The organism is Kribbella caucasensis, assembly GCF_004361855.1.
Lineage (GTDB): Bacteria > Actinomycetota > Actinomycetes > Propionibacteriales > Kribbellaceae > Kribbella > Kribbella caucasensis.
Map to the genome: position 1 here is coordinate 549,408 of NZ_SNWQ01000002.1, position 16,420 is coordinate 565,827.

16 protein-coding genes, 2 tRNA genes and 1 riboswitch are annotated in these 16,420 nt (G+C 67.1%); of the genes, 11 read left to right on the forward strand and 7 right to left on the reverse strand.

All coding sequences use genetic code 11. The features are described 5' to 3' along the window. Positions 1-65: 65 nt before the first annotated feature. Positions 66-1,139 carry an epoxide hydrolase family protein gene (locus EV643_RS06625; RefSeq protein WP_133799060.1) on the reverse strand — a complete coding sequence of 358 codons (1,074 nt, stop codon included), beginning with the start codon at positions 1,137-1,139 and terminating at the stop codon, positions 66-68. Positions 1,140-1,334: 195 nt separating this feature from the next. On the opposite strand from EV643_RS06625, the gene EV643_RS06630 reads away from it, so the two are divergent. Continuing rightward, positions 1,335-2,525 carry an alginate lyase family protein gene (locus EV643_RS06630; protein ID WP_133799061.1) on the forward strand — a complete coding sequence of 397 codons (1,191 nt, stop codon included), beginning with the start codon at positions 1,335-1,337 and terminating at the stop codon, positions 2,523-2,525. Between the two features lie 114 nt (positions 2,526-2,639). Here EV643_RS06630 and EV643_RS06635 read toward each other — a convergent pair whose 3' ends face one another. The 4 genes from EV643_RS06635 to EV643_RS06650 all read right to left on the reverse strand — a co-directional run bounded on the left by EV643_RS06635 (position 2,640) and on the right by EV643_RS06650 (position 8,971). Beyond that, on the reverse strand, positions 2,640-3,764 hold the full coding sequence (locus EV643_RS06635) for a ribonucleotide-diphosphate reductase subunit beta (protein WP_133799062.1): 1,125 nt from the start codon (positions 3,762-3,764) through the stop codon (positions 2,640-2,642). Continuing rightward, positions 3,761-6,619 (reverse strand): ribonucleoside-diphosphate reductase subunit alpha, encoded by a 2,859-nt coding sequence (locus tag EV643_RS06640; protein ID WP_133799063.1) that lies wholly within the window; start codon positions 6,617-6,619, stop codon positions 3,761-3,763. The genes EV643_RS06635 and EV643_RS06640 overlap by 4 nt, the downstream gene beginning before the upstream one ends. Positions 6,620-6,815: 196 nt before the next feature. Next, a riboswitch (cobalamin riboswitch) is annotated at positions 6,816-6,971 on the reverse strand. Between the two features lie 60 nt (positions 6,972-7,031). Next, the gene (locus EV643_RS06645; RefSeq protein ID WP_133799064.1) at positions 7,032-7,613 is read right to left on the reverse strand and encodes a DinB family protein; all 582 of its coding nucleotides are present in this window, start codon (positions 7,611-7,613) and stop codon (positions 7,032-7,034) included. Positions 7,614-7,690: 77 nt separating this feature from the next. Next, positions 7,691-8,971, reverse strand: coding sequence for a Fic family protein (locus EV643_RS06650; protein ID WP_238165400.1), 1,281 nt, complete (start codon positions 8,969-8,971; stop codon positions 7,691-7,693). Positions 8,972-9,186: 215 nt separating this feature from the next. Here EV643_RS06650 and EV643_RS45405 point away from each other — a divergent pair, with 215 nt between their 5' ends. Then, positions 9,187-9,546 (forward strand): class I SAM-dependent methyltransferase, encoded by a 360-nt coding sequence (locus EV643_RS45405; RefSeq protein WP_238165401.1) that lies wholly within the window; start codon positions 9,187-9,189, stop codon positions 9,544-9,546. A 4-nt stretch (positions 9,547-9,550) separates the two neighbouring features. Next, on the forward strand, positions 9,551-10,015 hold the full coding sequence (locus tag EV643_RS45410; protein ID WP_238165402.1) for a class I SAM-dependent methyltransferase: 465 nt from the start codon (positions 9,551-9,553) through the stop codon (positions 10,013-10,015). Between the two features lie 36 nt (positions 10,016-10,051). On the opposite strand, the gene EV643_RS06660 is transcribed toward EV643_RS45410, so the two are convergent. Continuing rightward, positions 10,052-10,930, reverse strand: a complete 879-nt coding sequence (locus EV643_RS06660) for a 3-methyladenine DNA glycosylase (RefSeq protein ID WP_133799065.1) — start codon at positions 10,928-10,930, stop codon at positions 10,052-10,054. Next, positions 10,927-11,415 carry a GNAT family N-acetyltransferase gene (locus EV643_RS06665; RefSeq protein ID WP_133799066.1) on the reverse strand — a complete coding sequence of 163 codons (489 nt, stop codon included), beginning with the start codon at positions 11,413-11,415 and terminating at the stop codon, positions 10,927-10,929. The genes EV643_RS06660 and EV643_RS06665 overlap by 4 nt, the downstream gene beginning before the upstream one ends. 143 nt (positions 11,416-11,558) lie before the next feature. Here EV643_RS06665 and EV643_RS06670 point away from each other — a divergent pair, with 143 nt between their 5' ends. The 8 genes from EV643_RS06670 (at position 11,559) to EV643_RS06705 (ending at position 16,394) form a co-directional block, all read left to right on the forward strand. Further along, entirely contained in the window at positions 11,559-12,347 is a 789-nt protein-coding gene (locus tag EV643_RS06670) for a fumarylacetoacetate hydrolase family protein (protein WP_133799067.1), read from the forward strand. Then, entirely contained in the window at positions 12,340-13,887 is a 1,548-nt protein-coding gene (gene gltX / locus EV643_RS06675; protein ID WP_133799068.1) for a glutamate--tRNA ligase, read from the forward strand. The genes EV643_RS06670 and gltX overlap by 8 nt, the downstream gene beginning before the upstream one ends. Before the next feature lie 4 nt (positions 13,888-13,891). Then, on the forward strand, positions 13,892-14,863 hold the full coding sequence (locus tag EV643_RS06680) for a CPBP family intramembrane glutamic endopeptidase (RefSeq protein ID WP_133799069.1): 972 nt from the start codon (positions 13,892-13,894) through the stop codon (positions 14,861-14,863). Between the two features lie 117 nt (positions 14,864-14,980). Continuing rightward, positions 14,981-15,052, forward strand: a tRNA-Gln gene (locus tag EV643_RS06685). Between the two features lie 81 nt (positions 15,053-15,133). Next, positions 15,134-15,209: transfer RNA gene (locus EV643_RS06690), tRNA-Glu, on the forward strand. Between the two features lie 98 nt (positions 15,210-15,307). Then, positions 15,308-15,577 (forward strand): type II toxin-antitoxin system Phd/YefM family antitoxin, encoded by a 270-nt coding sequence (locus EV643_RS06695; protein WP_133799070.1) that lies wholly within the window; start codon positions 15,308-15,310, stop codon positions 15,575-15,577. Continuing rightward, positions 15,574-15,828, forward strand: a complete 255-nt coding sequence (locus EV643_RS06700; RefSeq protein WP_133799071.1) for a type II toxin-antitoxin system RelE family toxin — start codon at positions 15,574-15,576, stop codon at positions 15,826-15,828. Before EV643_RS06695 ends, EV643_RS06700 begins: the two co-directional genes overlap by 4 nt. A gap of 41 nt (positions 15,829-15,869) precedes the next feature. Beyond that, entirely contained in the window at positions 15,870-16,394 is a 525-nt protein-coding gene (locus EV643_RS06705) for a 2'-5' RNA ligase family protein (RefSeq protein WP_133799072.1), read from the forward strand. Positions 16,395-16,420: the final 26 nt, after the last annotated feature.

Below are 16,420 nucleotides of genomic sequence, written 5' to 3' on the forward strand. Positions count from 1 at the left end.
CATAGCGCTCGCTCCTTCGGACGCAAGGAGGTCGCGAGCCACCGCATCCCCGCGCCGAGCCCTTCTTACTTGAGCTTCGTGAAGAAGCTGGTGATGTCGGCCGCGAGGAGGTCGGGGACCTCCAGCGCCGCGAAGTGGCCGCCGCGGTCGAACTCGGTCCACTGGACCACCTGGTAGGTCTGCTCGACGATCGGGCGGACCGCCTGGGTGATGTCCTGCGGGAGCACGGCAACCCCGATCGGTACGTCGCAGGTCGGCGCCGGGTTGGTGGATTCCTTCCGCAGCCGGCTGGCCGAGTTCGCCGTACCGGTGAGCCAGTAAAGCGACACATTGGTCAGCAGATCATCGTCGGAGAGCTTGGACGCCGGGTCGGCCCACTCGTCGAAGCGCTCGCCGATCCACGCGAGCAGCGCCGTCGGTGAGTCGTGCAGACCGTACGCGATCGACTGCGGGGTGGTCGCCATCAGCGTCTGGAACGCCGGCCGCTCGGCGAGCAATGCCTTGATCTTGCCCATCCGGATCTCGTCCTGCCCGGACAACTCGAGCCCGGGGATGGGCGGCGTCGGCAGGTAGTTGAGGTGTACGCCGACCACGTGGCCGGGGGCGATCCGGGCCAGTTCGCGCGAGATCACCGAACCCCAGTCGCCCCCCTGAGCGCCGTACCGGTCGTAGCCGAGGCGGTCCATCAGCGTCGCCCAGGTCTTGGCGACTCGTTCGAAGCCCCAGCCGCCTTCGTGCGTCGGGCCGGAGAAGCCGAAGCCAGGGATCGACGGGATCACCAGGTGGAAGGTGTGTGCGAGGTGCTCGATCAGCGGGACGAACTCGAGGAACGACCCTGGCCAGCCGTGGGTGAGGATCAGCGGCAGCGCGTCGGGATTGGCCGACCGGACGTGGACGAAGTGGACGCGCTGTCCGTCGATCTCGGTCGTGTACTGCGGCAGCTCGTTCAGCCGCGCTTCGTGCTTGCGCCAGTCGTACGCCGTCCGCCAGTGCTCGACGAGATCGCGCATGCGGCGCAGCGGGAGACCGTAGTCGTCGCCGGCGTCGGGGAGTTCGTCGGGCCAGCGGGTCCGGGCGAGGCGGTCGGCCAGGTCGTCGAGGTCGGCCTGCGGGACGTCGATACGGAACGGCTCGATCACTTGAGTCTCCTCAATTCGTTGGTGTCGCCAACAATAGCGCAAGTTTGTTGGTCGCGCCAACGAAAAATCCGCGGGGCGGATCGGATATAGGATAATTTGGCTAGGAAGGTTTACTAAAAGGTGTGGGCTGGGTAGCTTCCTGTGGGTCTCGTCTCGCTCACCGTGAGCGGGAGACCGCCCTTCAAGGAGACAGCGATGATCCGACTGCTCCGCCCACTTCTTCTCTCCGTGTCCATCTTGCTGATCGCTGCCTCGACGACGGTCCCCGTCCAGGCAGCGGAACCACCCGAGCGGCCGAACGCAGCACCTTTCAACCACCCCGGCGTACTGGTGAGCAAAGGCCAGCTCGACCACATGCGCTCGCAGGTGCTGGCTGGTGCCCAACCGCAGACCGCGGCGTACGAGGCGATGAAGGCAAGCGCCTCGGCGTCGCTGGACTACACCCCGAAGCCCCGTGCGATCGTCGAGTGCGGGTCCAACTCGATCCCGAACAACGGTTGCACCGACGAGCGCAACGATGCGATCGCCGCCTACACCCACGCGCTTCTCTGGTACGTGACCAAGGACGATCGCTATGCCAAGAAGGCGATCCAGATCATGGATGCCTGGTCGGCGGTGCTGACGGATCACACCAACTCGAACGCACCGCTGCAGACCGGCTGGTCCGGCGCATCGTTCTCACGGACCGGTGAGCTGATCAAGTACACCTACTCGGGTCCGTGGGCGCAGCGGAACCGTTTCGAGAAGATGCTCCGGGACGTGTACCTGCCGGAGATCCGCAACGGCGCCGGCTGCAAGAACGGCAACTGGGAACTGATCATGATGGACGCCGCGATCGGGATCGCGGTGTTCCTGGACGACCGCGCGGCCTTCGACAAGGCGATCGGGATCTGGCGCGGCCGAGTGCCCGGGTACGTGTACCAGAAGAGCGACGGGCCGTTGCCGAAGGCGCCAACGACCTGTTCGCTGGACACCCGTGAAGAGATCGTCGACTACTGGCAAGGTCAGTCGACCTTCTCGGACGGGCTGTCCCAGGAGACCTGCCGCGACTTCGGCCACACCGGCTGGGGTCTCACCGCGGCCGCACATGTCGCCGAGACGGCCTGGCATCAGGGCGTCAACCTCTACGGCGAGGTCCGGAAGCGGTTGACCGACGGGTTCTACTTCCACACCAGGATCGAGAACGGTGCACCTGTTCCGGCTGACTTGTGCGGTGGCACGGTCAAGAAGGGCCTGGGTGCGGTCACCGAAGTTGTGTACAACCACTACCACAACCGGCTGGGGATGCCGATGCCGACAACCCTGCGCTACACCGAAGGCAAACGCCCGGCCGGCTCCAACTACTTCTACGCCTGGGAGACCCTCACCCACGCCGACAACCCGTAGAAGTCGAGGTCGGACCGGCCGGTGCGGGACCGGCGTTGTCCGACTTGGCTCGATTGTGACCCTGCCTGGGGTGCCGGTGGATGGTGACTGCCGGCACCCCAGGTGCGTCCGATATCAATCCCAGCTGAGGCCGCCGCCGGTCTGGTACTCGATGACGCGGGTCTCGAAGAAGTTCTTCTCCTTCTTCAGGTCCATCACCTCCGACATCCAGCCGAAGGGGTTGCGGGTCTCGCCGAAGATCGGGGCCAGGCCGATCTGCTCTGCGCGCCGGTCGGTGATGAAGTGCATGTACTGCTCGCACAACTCCGCGGTCAGGCCGAGCATGCCGTTCGGCATCGTCGCGTGGCCGTAGGCGATTTCCAGTTCACACGCCTCGGTCAGCATCTGGCGGACTTCGGCCTGGAACGCGGCCGTCCACAGCTGCGGGTTCTCCAGCTTGATCTGGTTGATGCAGTCGATGCCGAAGTTCAGGTGGATCGACTCGTCCCGCAGGATGTACTGGTACTGCTCTGCGATCCCGACCATCTTGTTCCGCCGCCCGAGCGACAGGATCTGCGCGAACCCGGTGTAGAACCACATTCCCTCGAACACCACATAGAACGCGATCAGGTCGCGCAGGAAGTCCTGGTCGGCCTCCGGCGTACCGGTATGGAAGTTCCCGTCCTCGAGGTGCCGGGTGTACTTCAGCGCCCAGGCGTCCTTGTCCGAGATCGACGGGACCTCGCGGTACATGTTGAACAGTTCGCCCTCGTCCAGGCCGAGCGAGGTACAGATGTACTGGAAGGTGTGCGTGTGCACCGCCTCCTCGAACGCCTGGCGGAGCAGGTACTGCCGGCACTCCGGATTCGTCAGCTGCCGGTAGACCGCGAGCACGATGTTGTTCGCCACCAGGGACTCCGCGGTCGCGAAGAAGCCGAGGTTCCGCTTCAGCATCAGCCGCTCGTCGTCGGTCAGCCCGTCGCGCGCGCCCGGTGGACGCCGCCAGAGTGCGATGTCGGCCTGCATGGACACCTCGGTCGGCATCCAGTGGTTGTTGCACGCGGCAAGGTACTTGTCCCAGGCCCACTGGTACTTCAGTGGCAGCAACTGGTTCACGTCGGCCCGCGCGTTGATCATCGCCTTGTCGGCCACCTCGATCCGGGACGCGCCGACCGCGATCGAGCCCAAGCCGGTCGCGTTTGGACCGGTCGCCGTCAGGTCGGACGCGTTCGGGGCGGGGGAGTTGCTGGTCGTCGTCACTGGCAGGCCTCGCAGTCGGGATCTTCGATGGAGCAGCCGGCTCCGGTGGGCTCGGGAAGAGCAATGGGTACGGCGTTGAGCCGTCCGTCCGTTCCTTGCAGAGTGGACTTCTCCACATGGGTGGCTGACTGTGAACGCAGGTAATAAGTCGTCTTGAGGCCATAACGCCAAGCCGACCGGTAGAGCTCGTCCAGCGCCTTGCCGGAGGGCGCGGACATGTAGAGGTTGAGCGACTGCGCCTGGTCGATCCACTTCTGCCGCCGCGACGCCGCCTTCACCAGCCAGAGCGGGTCGATCTCGAACGCGGTCGCGTACAGCTCGCGCAGATCGGCCGGGATCCGCTCGATCCGGGTCAGGATGCCGTCGTGGTACTTCAGGTCCGACACCATCACCTGGTCCCACAGCCCGCGGGCCTTCAGGTCGGCGACGAGGTACGGGTTCGCCACGGTGAACTCACCCGACATGTTCGACTTGACGAACAGGTTGCTGTACGCCGGTTCGATCGACTGGCTGACCCCGCAGATGTTGGAGATCGTGGCCGTCGGGGCGATCGCCAGGACGTTGGAGTTGCGCATGCCGTCGCGGCGTACCTTCTCCCGCAGGGCGTCCCAGTCGAGCCGCTGATCCGTGTCGACGACCAGGTCGCCGCCGCGGGCCGTACGGAGCAGTTCGAGGGAGTCGATCGGGAGAATCCCCTGGCTCCACAGCGATCCGTCGTACGACGGGTAGCTGCCGCGTTCGGCGGCGAGCTCGGTGGATGCCTCGATCGCGTGGTAGCTGATCTGCTCCATCGACGAGTCGGCGAACGCGACGGCCGCCTCGGACGAGTACGGGATGCGCAGGGCGAAGAGGGCGTCGGCGAACCCCATCAGGCCGAGGCCTACCGGGCGGTGCCGCTGGTTGGCGCGCTCGGATTCAGGGGTGGTGTGGAAGTTCACCTCGATGACGTTGTCGAGCATCCGGACGGCCGTCTTCACGGTGTCGCGGAGCAGCTCGACGTCCAGGCCGGTCCCGCTCCCTGCGAGGTGGGCGACCAGGTTGACGGAGCCGAGGTTGCAGACCGCGGTCTCGTCGACGGTGGTGTTGAGGGTGATCTCGGTGCACAGGTTCGACGAGTGGACCACGCCGTCGTGCTGCTGCGGTGAGCGGAGGTTGCAGGCGTCCTTGAAGGTCATCCACGGGTGCCCGGTCTCGAAGAGCACGGTCAGCATCCGCCGCCAGAGGTCGACGGCCTTGACCCGGCGGAACACCCGGATCTCGCCGCGATCCGCACGCCGCTCGTACTCCTCGTACGCCGTGGCGAACGCGGCGCCGTACAAGTCGTGCAGGTTGGGAACCTCGTCGGGGGAGAACAGTGTCCACTCGCCGCCCGCCTCGACCCGCTGCAGGAACAGGTCGGGCACCCAGTTCGCCGTGTTCATGTCGTGGGTCCGGCGGCGCTCGTCACCGGTGTTCTTGCGCAGATCGAGGAACTCCTCGATGTCCACATGCCACGTCTCGAGATACGCACACACCGCGCCCTTACGTCGTCCGCCTTGGTTAACTGCGACAGCGGTGTCGTTGGCAACCTTGAGGAACGGTACGACGCCCTGGGATTCGCCGTTGGTGCCGCGGATCTTCGCGCCGATCCCGCGCACCGGGGTCCAGTCGTTGCCCAGGCCGCCGGAGTACTTCGCCAGCAGGGCGTTGTTGCGGATGCCCGCGAAGATGCCGGCCAGGTCGTCCTGGACGGTGGTGAGGAAGCAGGACGACAACTGCGGCCGGGTGGTGCCGGAGTTGAACAGCGTCGGCGTCGACGACATGAAGCGGAACGAACTGAGCAGCTCGTAGAACTCGATCGCCCGCGCCTCGCGGTCGTCCTCGCGCAACGCCATCCCCATCGCGACCCGGAGGAAGAACGCCTGCGGCAACTCGAACCGCACCTTGTCGATGTGCAGCAGATACCGGTCGTAGAGCGTTTGCAGGCCGAGGAAGGCGAAGTCCAGATCGCGCTCCGGCCGGATTGCCGCCGCCAGCCGCTCGAGGTCGAACGCGGCCAGCTCGGGGTCGAGCATCCCCGCCTCGATGCCCACCCGCACGTACTGCGGGAAGTAGCTCAGGTACGCCGTACTCATGTCCGCCTGGCTCGCCTGCCGGGGCTCACCGTGAACCCGGCCGAGGGCCTCGCGACGGATCTGGTCGAGCAGCAGCCGAGCGGCGGCATAGCTGTACTGCGGTTCGGTCTCGACCGAGGATCGGGCGGCCATCACGAGGGCGAGCTCCACCTCGTGCTGCGCGATGCCGTCGTAGCAGGCGCCGAGGGTTTCGTTCAGGATCAGCTCGGCGTCGACCGCGTCGAGCCCGGCGGCCGCCTCGCTCACGATCACCCGGAGGCGCTCAATGTCGAGGGGCGCGGTGCTGCCGTCGGCCGTGCGGACCGTGAGCACTCTCGGCTCGGTGACTCCCGCCGGGGTGGCCGGAGTACGGGCCTTGGTGCGCTCCTCGCGGTAGAGCACGTAGGCCCGGGCGACCTGATGCTCCCCGGCACGCATCAGGGCGAGCTCGACCTGGTCCTGGATGTCCTCGACCTGAACGCTCCGGCGGGCGTCGCCCCGGCTGGTCAGGGCCACGACCACCCGGTCGGTCAGGTCGGTCACGAGGTCGCGGACGCGGTGGCTGGAGCCCGCGTCTGGTCCTTCGACGGCGAGGAACGCTTTGCTGAGCGCGACCGAGATCTTGGTCGCGTCGAAGCCGGTGCTGTTGCCGTCGCGGCGGACGACGGTCAGCTGAATCTCTGCGGCCGACGGCTGGTCCGCAGTCGGTTGGCCTGCAGCGGGTTGGGATGCAGTCGGTTGGGATGGCGAAACGATGGTCACAAGCGCTGTCTCCACGCGAGTCGGGGAGTCCGCGAACTCGGGAGCATGGGCACGACGGGACGGACAGCACCGGCGACGCCGAACGTGCGCGTCTGGATCGCGCCCTGGTCGAGTGGCTTCGCCCAGCCGACCAGTTGCGGAACTGCTGCCGTCACGCCCTGCGACCCGCCCTCGAGGTCTCGGACAGCGCGCACCGGCGGCACGCGCGCCGATGGCAGGGTGTCGGACTCGCGGAGTGGCCTCCGCACACCGTTGCGGGGCAGTCCCGGCATTGCACCGGATTCCCCTGTTACCTCTGAATGCCCACATCTTGTGGTGTCGGCCACTCAGAACCACCAGCAGTAGTGATGCTAGGTCCCGGCTACGACATCTAGTGGTAGCGACACACCGCGTGTCGCACATGTTGTGATCCCTACGCGGCGAGAGCATGGAGATCCTGCAGGGTCATGATCTCGGAGCCGTGATGGATCAGCTCGCGGTTCAGTCGGAGCACCACATGGCCGAACGGCTCGGAGGCGTCCAGTTCGGTCGCCTGGCTCAGCCCAACCGTCATCACCTGCTCCTCGTCCAGCTCCGCGATCGACTGCTGCCAGGCGTCGACCCAGTGCGTCAGCCAGGCGACGGCGTCGCGGGCGTTGCCATGCAGGGTGATGTCGGCGCGGCCCTGCCGGCTGTCGCCGAAGGTCCACTCCCAGCGCTCGAAGAATGTCTCGGTGAGATGGGCGATCAGCCAGGCGATCGTGCGGGGGCCGCGGTGATCCGGCTCGTCTGGCCACTGCGCCACCCATTCACCGGAGCCGAGTGATCGGAAGCGCCCTGCGTACTGCCTGCGGACGACGGTCAGCGCCTCGCTGCTCGGGCGCCAGAAGTACTCCTCGTCGGTGAGGTTCGCGAGCCGGCCAGACAACACCATCCAGCTGAAGCCGAGCTGACCCCGCACCATCGCCATCGCCGATGGTCGCTGCAGGATGTCCCAGTCGAACGGCTCCGGCATCACAGATCCTCACGCTCCCCGATTTGGCGACACTCTCGAACATGTGTTCGAATCATGTCCTGAGCGGGAGGAGAAAGTCAATGAACAGGGCGTGTCGGTGGTGGTGCGGACGGTACGGGTCTGCTAGGTCGTTCGATCCTGGTGTCCGCTGCCGGGCTGGCGAACCTGCGCTCCAGCAGGGTGAACGCGTCGATCAGCTCGGGCGCTTCGTAGACGCGGTTCCGGCGGCCGTCGGTGAGCTCCCGCAGGACTCGCGCCTCCACCAGGCGGGCCAGCGCCTGGTTCGCCGCCTGCTGCGAGCGGTCGATCAGTTGCGCCGCGGCCGCGAGAGTCAGCACCGGCGCGGCCGGGAGGGTCTCGATCAGCAACGCGACCGCCGAGCCGGCCCGGACCGGAGCCGCCCGCTCCCGCCAGGTCGCCTTCAGCTCGGCCGCGGTCTGCTCGAACCGGAACGCCTCCTCGGTCGCACGACTGCATGCCGTCGAGAACAGGACGAGCCAGTCGTTCGCCGCGGCCCGGGCCCGCGGAGTCGTCGCCTTGCCAACATGACGGAAGGCGGTGAGCGCCTCGACATACCGGCTCGCGTGAGTCGCGAGCGAGAGCGAAACGGGTGGGACTGTGCGCTCCACCAGTCCTTCGGCCCGCAGGATCAGGTGGATCAGCGCTCGCCCGGTCCGGCCGTTGCCGTCGGCAAAGGGATGGATCGTCTCGAACTGCGCATGGGCGATTCCGGTCTTCGCCAGCACCGGCAACGGGGAATCCCGGACGAACTGCATCAGGTCGGCCAGGAGCTCAGGGACCAGGTGCGCCGGCGGCGGGACGTAGTACGCCTCGGCGGGGGAGCGGCCGCCGATCCAGTTCTGCAGGAACCGCACCTCACCGCCGTACTCCGGGTTCGGCGCGTGCGCCATCAACCGCCGGTGCGCCTCGAGCAGGTGTTCCACCTCGAGCTTTTCGCCGGCCCGGACCGAGTCGGTCACCCACGTCATCGCGTCGACCGAGCCGAGCACTTCCTCCGCGGTGACATCGTGATGCCGCGGGCTGTCCCGCAACATCTCCGCCCTCAGCAGTCGCCGCGCCCCCACGACCAGCCCTTCGATCTGCGAAGACCCGACCGCCTCGGCCCGCAACAACAACCGCGCCAGCGCCTCACTGTTCGTCAGCACCGCGGCCGTCACGTCCAGCCTGGCCAGATCCCCCGCCGCATCCTCCAACGCCGCAAGCACCTCGGCGCTGAGGTCGAACTCCCGCCCCACCAGCGGATCCGGGAAGTACAACTCGTACGACCCACCCAGGCGCTCGGCCCGGGTGAACCCATCCGGGTGCCCCGGCCACCTGTGCAACTCGACCCTGGCCATAGGTTCAGTGTCGCTTGTTCAAGGTTATTCCGCAACCTTGAACAAGGTACTCGAAATCCAGTGGGAGAACGGGGGAGGCTACCTCCTACCCCACCCGACGTGTCCTGAGGGCGACGGACGGTGAACCCGCGAGCGGTGAGACTGACGGAAACCCGGTGGCGGTGAGGCTCGCGCGGTGGTGAGACTGACGCGGTCGGCGGACGAGGGAGGTTTGGGTGCGGCTGGATCCGGATGTGGTGGAGATGGTGGCGGCCAACGAGGCGGACTGGGATGCGCGGGCGGCGTTGCATGCGGCCAGTGGGTTCTACAGCCGACAGGCGGAGTACTGGTTTGCTGAGTACGAGTGGGAGGACCTGGGCGAACTCGCGGGGCTCGACGTGCTGCATTTGCAGTGTCATCTGGGGACCGAGACGATTGCGTTCGCGGAGCGGGGTGCGAGAGCGGTCGGGCTGGATTTGTTGGCACGCTCGTTGGACGAGGCTCGGCGGATCGCGGCTGCGGCTGATGCCAAGGTGGAGTACGTCCATGCCAACGTGTACGAGGCGGACGAGGCGTTGCGGGGGCAGGCAGTTTGACGTCGTGTACACCGGTAAGGGTGCGCTGTGTTATCTGCCGGATCTGGTTCAGTGGGCTGATGTCGTCAGGGACCTGCTCAGACCGGGTGGCTTCCTGTACGTCGTCGAGTTCCACCCGCTGCTGAACTCTCTTCGTCCGGTCTCCCTTCCTGGCGAGTCTGACGATCTCGTGCTCCGCAAGGACTACCTCGAGGGTCGCGGTCCGATTGCTCACGAATCCACGGTCACGTACACGGGCGATGAGGTTCCAGGCCGGCAGCGCAGCTACGAATGGATGCACGGCCTGGGCGAACTTGTCACCACGCTCTCCGCGGCAGGCTTCCGGATCGACAGCCTTCGCGAGTCCGAGGTGCTCCCTTGGCCGCGCTGGAGCTCGATGGAACAGACGCCGGGCGGCTGGTGGCGGCTGCCCGACGACGCGCCGCGTATCCCGCTCCTGTTCGCCTTGAAGGCCACCAAGGCGGGGTGAGAGGCCGGTCCGGCTCCGTGTGTTGGTGCGGTGGGGTCAGGTTGTTGCGGGCGCGAGTACGGCGTCGCAGAGGTTGATGAGTTGCTGGCGGAGGGGGCGGGCTCGGGTGGCGAACTCGCGTTGGGTGGCGGCGTAGGTGGCTTTGCCGTTGGGGGTTTCGATGGGAATGGGGGTGTAGCCGAGGGCGGTGAGGTCGTAGGGGGAGGCGCGCATGTCGAGGGTGCGGATGTCGCGGGCGAGTTCGAAGCAGGCCAGGACCACGGAGCTGGGCGTGAACGGCATCAGTTTGCAGGCCCACTTGTAGAGGTCCATGTTGGCGTGCAGGCAGCCGCCTTGTTCGAGGGCGGGCTGGGACTCGCGGGTGGGCTGCAGGACGTTCAGCGGGCGAGCGGGTGTGGTGAAGAAGCGGAAGGCATCGAAGTGGGAGCAGGCGATCTTGTGCGACTCGACGACCTGGTCGGTGCCCTCGGCACCTAACCGTAGCGGCCACTTCTGGTGCCGGATCTCGTCACTGCGGTAGATCATCGCCCACTCGTGCAGGCCGAAGCAGCCGAACTGGGGTTGCCGGTCGAGAGTGGCGGCAAGGAGGCGGCGGATCCACTGGATGCTGTCGGAACGCTTGGCCACGTAGGCCGGATCCAGGTGAACTGCGCCGTCGGAGTACAGGTATCCCTTCATGCCCTCGTACTGCGTGGCGCCGAGCAGGCGGACGCCGGGGCCGGGGTGCCAGATGCGGAGTTGGTTGGGGCGGGTGGGGTAGTAGGTGAAGAGGAAGTCCTCGACGGGGTGGGGTTGGCGGCGTTCGCGGCGGGCGAGGTGGTCCGCCAGCAGCGCGTCCACGCGGTCGGCATGTGCGGCGGCGAGCGGCTGCCACTGCGCGGGTGTCAGCTCGGCGGGAATGAGAGAAACGGTCACAGGTCCAGGGCGAAGGCGTGGAGCCGGACGGTGGGGAGAGGGGACCAGTCTCGGTCGGGGGTGCGGATGAAGCCGAGGCGGTCGTAGAGGCGGTGTGCGGTGGTCATGTACGAGGCGCTGCACAGCACGAGCCGGGACAATCCCAGGTCGCGGGAGCGTTGGATGCAGTGGTGGGTCAGGGCGGTTCCGAGGCCGAGTCCGCGGGCCTTGGCGGATACCGCGAGCATCCGGAACTCGCCCTCGCCGTCCTGGCTGATCTCGCGGTAGGTGGAGCCGGGTGCGCAGTAGGTGACGGTGCCGAGCAGGTCGAAGCCGTCGGCGGCGACCCAGAGTTCGGCGTTGGCGGCGCGGTCGGCGGCGTTGCGCAGGACGTCTCCATAGTCCGATCCAGCCGGGACGAAGCCGTCCGCCGCGTAGGCCTCGGCGGCGAGCTCGCCGGTTGCGGCGTACTCGTCCGGCGCGGCGAGGCGGATGTCGGTGGTCACCGGACAAGGATCTCATCCTCGTCCGGAGCCAGGATCATCCTGCTCCGCCGGTGGTTGTGGGTGGGTTGTCGTGCTCCGGGGAGAGTCCAGGGCGGGGGCGGCGGTAGGCTCGGGCCGTTCAGCTCCTCTACTGAAGGCCGGCCGTGCGTATCGCCAGATTCTCCGTCGACGACGAACCGAAGTACGGCGTTGTCGAGACCGACGACCCGGAGGGACTCGTCGGCACCGTCAGTGTGCTCGACTCGGATCCGCTCTACCGGCCGGTCCAGTTCACCGGCGAGAAGTTGCAGCTGGCCGATGTCCGGCTGCTCGCCCCGGTGATCCCGCGTAGCAAGGTGGTCTGCGTCGGGCGCAACTACCAGGCGCACGCCGAGGAGATGGGCAACGAGGTACCGGCCGAGCCGCTGATCTTCCTGAAGCCGAACACGTCGGTGATCGGTCCGCGGGACGGGATCGTGTACCCGGAGCAGACCAACAACCTGCACTTCGAGGGCGAGCTGGCGATCGTGATCGGCCGGATCTGCCGGGACCTGCCCAAGGAGCGGGTCAACGAGGTGATCTTCGGCTACACGGTCGCCAACGACGTGACCGCGCGCGACCTGCAGAAGTCCGACGGGCAGTGGGCCCGGGCCAAGGGGTTCGACACGTTCTGCCCGCTCGGGCCGTGGATCAGCACCGAGTTCGACGTCGCGGATGTCCGGGTGACCACGCAACTGAACGGTGAGCTGAAGCAGGACGGGCGGACCTCTCAGTTCATTTTCGACGTCCCGGAGGTGCTGGCCTACATCACCTCCTTCACCACGTTGCTGCCCGGCGACGTGGTGCTCACCGGCACCCCGGCTGGGGTCGGTCCGATGCTGCCCGGCGATGAAGTGTCGGTCAGCGTCGAAGGAATCGGAACTCTGACGAACAAGGTGATCGTGCGTGACTGACCGGCCTGCCGCTGCTTCCTTCGACGACGACAGCGGCGTTCTTGGCGGCCTCGAACCGAACCAGGTCCGAGTGCGGTTCCCACCGTCGCCCACCGGGCTGCTGACCGTCGGCAACATCCGCAGCGCGCTGTTCAACTGGGCCTTCGCCCGGCACTACGGCGGCAAGCTGGTACTGCGGATCGAGGACACCGACGCTTCCCGCAACACCCCCGAGGCATTGCAGTACACCCTGGAGTCGTTGCGCTGGCTCGGCCTGAACTGGGACGAGGGTCCCGAGGTCGGCGGTGAGTACGGTCCGTACCTGCAGTCCGAGCGGATGGACACGTACGCCGACGTGGTGGCCAAGCTGCTCGCGGCCGCCCGGGCGTACCACTGTTATTGCTCGCAGGAGGAGCTCGACCAGCGCCGCGAGGCCGCCCGGACAGCCGGGCAGCACAGCGGGTACGACGGTCACTGCCGGGCGCTGACCCCGGAGCAGGTGCAGGCGTACGTCGAGGAGGGTCGTCGTCCGGTGGTCCGGTTGCGGATGCCGGATCGGCCGATCACGTTCACCGACCTGGTCCGCGGCGAGATCACCTTCCTGCCCGAGAACCTGGGCGACTACGTGCTGGTGCGGGCCAACGGCTATCCGCTGTACCCGCTGGTGAACCCGGTCGACGACGCGTTGATGGAGATCACCCACGTATTGCGGGGCGAGGACCTGCTGCCGTCGACGCCCCGGCAGATCGCGTTGTACGAGGCGCTCGCGGAGATCGGGATCGGCTCGGGGCGGACGCCGCGGTTCGGGCATCTGCCGTTCGTGATGGGTGAGGGCAACAAGAAGTTGTCCAAGCGCGACCCGGGGTCCGGCCTCGGCGAGTACATGGAGCGTGGGTTCCTGCCCGAGGGGCTGCTCAACTACCTGGCGTTGCTGGGCTGGTCGATCGCGGACGACCGGGACGTGTTCACCATGGCCGAGATGATCGAGGCGTTCGACATCCGCAAGGTGAACGCGAACGCGGCCCGGTTCGACCCGAAGAAGTGCGAGGCGATCAACGCGTCGCACATGCGATTGCTGCCGGCAGACGAGTTCGCCGAGCGGACGGTGCCGTTCCTGGCGAAGGCTGGCGTGCTGCCGGCCGAGCCGACCACGGAGCAGCGTGCGTTGCTGGCGGCCGCGATACCGCTGGTGCAGGAGCGGATGAACACGCTGTCGGAATCGGTCGACATGCTGGCCTTCCTGTTCGTTCCCGACGAGGACTTCAGCGTCGATCCGGACGCGGGTGCGAAGGTGCTGACCGGCGACGCCGGCGCAGTACTGGAGGCGGCTGAGAAGGCGCTGTCGGAGCTGGGTGAGTGGACGACCGAGGCGATCGAGCAGGCGCTGCGGACGGCCTTGATCGAGGGTCTCGGGCTGAAGCCGAAGAACGCGTTCGGCCCGGTCCGGGTGGCGATCTCCGGCCGCCGGATCTCGCCGCCGCTGTTCGAGTCGCTGGAGCTGCTCGGCCGGGAACGTTCGCTGCACCGGCTCGAACAGGCGCGCGGCCTGCTGGCGGACTGACCTGATGTCGTACGACGCCGCAAAGCTGCCGGGGTCCACCGCCGACGCCGGGGACTCGGGTCCGCAGCCGTACCACCGGCTGCTCCGAAATCCGGTGACGTCGAGCTGGTCGGTGGTCCTCGGGGCGGGCGCGATCCTGGTCGGGTGGATGTTCACCAGCCTGGTGATCCTGTCGATCCAGCAGGGGATCCGGCCGGACGCCGAGGGCACGGTGTCGTGGTTCGGCCTGCTGGCGACGAACCTGTCGCTGATCGTGCTGATCCCGTTGTGCATGGTCGTCGCGACCCGGCTGAACCACCAGACCCCGGGACTGCTGTCGTCGGTGACGGGCCGGCTCCGCTGGCGGCCGCTGGCCTGGTTCGCGGTTGCCGCGGTCGTCGTCGAGCTGATCATGCTCGGGTTCATCGAGGTCGGCGGCGTGGACCTGATCGGCGACGGCGGCAATGGACCGGCGAAGGACGCGGCCGCTGTGATCGCGGTGACGTTGCTCACCTCGACGTTCCAGGCCGCGGGGGAGGAGTACTTCTTCCGCGGCTACCTGTTGCAGGCGGTCGGGAGGCTGGTGCGGAGTTCGGTCTTCGCTGTCCTCGTGACCACGCTCCTGTTCACCATGGCGCACGGAATCTGGCCCTGGGAGAGCCCGGCGTTGTTCCTCGACCGGTTCGCGTTCGGTCTGTTGGCCGGGTACCTCGTGATCCGGACGGGCGGGCTGGAGGCGTCGATCGCGGCCCACGCGGCGAACAACGTGATCACCTTCATCTACGCGGCGCTGACCGACAGCGTGGGCGACAGCCTGGGTGCGACGGATGCGCCGTGGTCGTTGGTGATCGTGGATGTGGTGAAGTTCGCGCTCTTCGCGGGGGTCGCTCTGCTGCTGGCGAGGCGGCAGCGGCTGGGGACGAAGTGTGACCTGCCGTTGGTGCCGGCCGCGTATATGACCCCCGGGCTGGGCGGGCCAGGAACGAAACGCGTGTGACAGGAGTGACAACCGCTGAGGCCCGACCTCGTTTTGGAATCTGAGGGCTTGCTCGGGTAGGCTCAGCGGGCCAGGTTGTGAGGGCGGCGACGCACTCGCAACTGCAGAGAAGTGCCTTGGGGTATGGGGTAATTGGCAGCCCGTCTGATTCTGGTTCAGTTAGTCTAGGTTCGAGTCCTAGTACCCCAGCGAGCGATTGGACCCAACCGGTGAAAATCGGTAGAGTCCTTCCTCGTTGCCCGGCCCGCAAGGACCGTGCGACAACCCTCTGGCCCCGTTGTGTAGCGGCCTAGCACGCCGCCCTCTCAAGGCGGTAGCGCGGGTTCGAATCCCGTCGGGGCTACCAGAGAAAGCGCCTCTCATCACCGATGAGAGGCGCTTTTGGTTGTCCACAGATCCACGGAATCTCACCATTTCGGGGGTTCCGATGGCTACAGTCTTCTCATGAGCGAGAGCTATTCCCTGGCCGATGGGCCGGCTGAACTCGAGGCGCTGGTGGCGCGGGCGGCCGACGCCCACGAGCGGGTCGACCTCACCGAGGATGACACCACGGTGGCCGTGATTATCTCGCTGACCGACTACCAGGAGCTCCAGGACGCTGTCGACCAGGCGGACATCGCCGAGGCCGAAGCGGTCAAGGCTGCGGACGGCCCGTGGATCCCGCACGAAGAAGTCGTCGCGATGCTGGAGCGGGACGACTCAGAGCAGGTATGAGCTACACGATCGTCTGGCGACCAGCGCCGGTCGCCGCTCTGCGCGAATTGCGCCGGCTGGATCCTGACACCGCCAAGGCGCTCGCCGCCACCGTAGGCACGTTGGCGACCGATCCGCGACCGGCCAACAGCAGGCCTCTTGGCTCGGGCCAGTTCCGCCGTCTGCGCCTGCAGAACCTCCGGGTTCTGTACGAGGTCAGCGACGAACAGGAGACCGTCTACATCCTCAAGATCGGGTCTGCCGGCCGCTGATACGGCGTACCGTCTCGGGCGTCGGATCTACCGTGGGGGCTATGGCGCTGGCGGTTTGTTTGTTGGTGGATCGGCGGGCCGAGCGGGTGCTGCGGAACTTGTGGGATCGGCTCGAGGAGCTGGGAGTGCCGTCCCTGCGGTCGCACACGCACGGGCGGCACGTGCCGCATGTGTCGTTCGCGGTATTGCGCGAGTGGCAGCGCGATGAGGTTGCGAAGGCCGTCGAGGGGCTGCCGGTGGGGGAGCCGGTCAGGTTGTACTTCGATGCGCTGGGGACGTTCCGGCGAGGCCGGGCGTGGTTGGTGCCCGCCGTCAGCGCCGACGTACTGCGGCGACAGGAGCAGGTGGTGTCTGCCGTGGTGGAGACGGGGGCCGACTTGCATCGGCATTATCAGCCGGGGGTCTGGGTGCCACATTGCACGATCGCGCCCCGGGTGCCGTTGGCCAAACTGCCGGTGCTGGCGGCGGCTGTGTACGACGTACTGCCGCTGGAGGTGACCGCCGACAGGGCTGCGTTGATCGACAGCGGCACAGGAGAACTCTGGCCGCTCTCACACATCCCGTAGGCGGCGAACCCGTCGGCCCAAATCCC

Excerpts from the sequence above, each read along its gene's own strand:
- EV643_RS06700 (WP_133799071.1), top strand. The coding sequence starts at position 15,574 with ATGAGCTACACGATCGTCTGGCGACCAGCGCCGGTCGCCGCTCTGCGC.
- EV643_RS06630 (WP_133799061.1), top strand. The coding sequence starts at position 1,335 with ATGATCCGACTGCTCCGCCCACTTCTTCTCTCCGTGTCCATCTTGCTG.
- EV643_RS06645 (WP_133799064.1), bottom strand. The coding sequence starts at position 7,613 with ATGCCGGAGCCGTTCGACTGGGACATCCTGCAGCGACCATCGGCGATG.
- EV643_RS06705 (WP_133799072.1), top strand. The coding sequence starts at position 15,870 with ATGGCGCTGGCGGTTTGTTTGTTGGTGGATCGGCGGGCCGAGCGGGTG.
- EV643_RS06680 (WP_133799069.1), top strand. The coding sequence starts at position 13,892 with ATGTCGTACGACGCCGCAAAGCTGCCGGGGTCCACCGCCGACGCCGGG.
- EV643_RS06695 (WP_133799070.1), top strand. The coding sequence starts at position 15,308 with ATGAGCGAGAGCTATTCCCTGGCCGATGGGCCGGCTGAACTCGAGGCG.
- EV643_RS06650 (WP_238165400.1), bottom strand. The coding sequence starts at position 8,971 with ATGGCCAGGGTCGAGTTGCACAGGTGGCCGGGGCACCCGGATGGGTTC.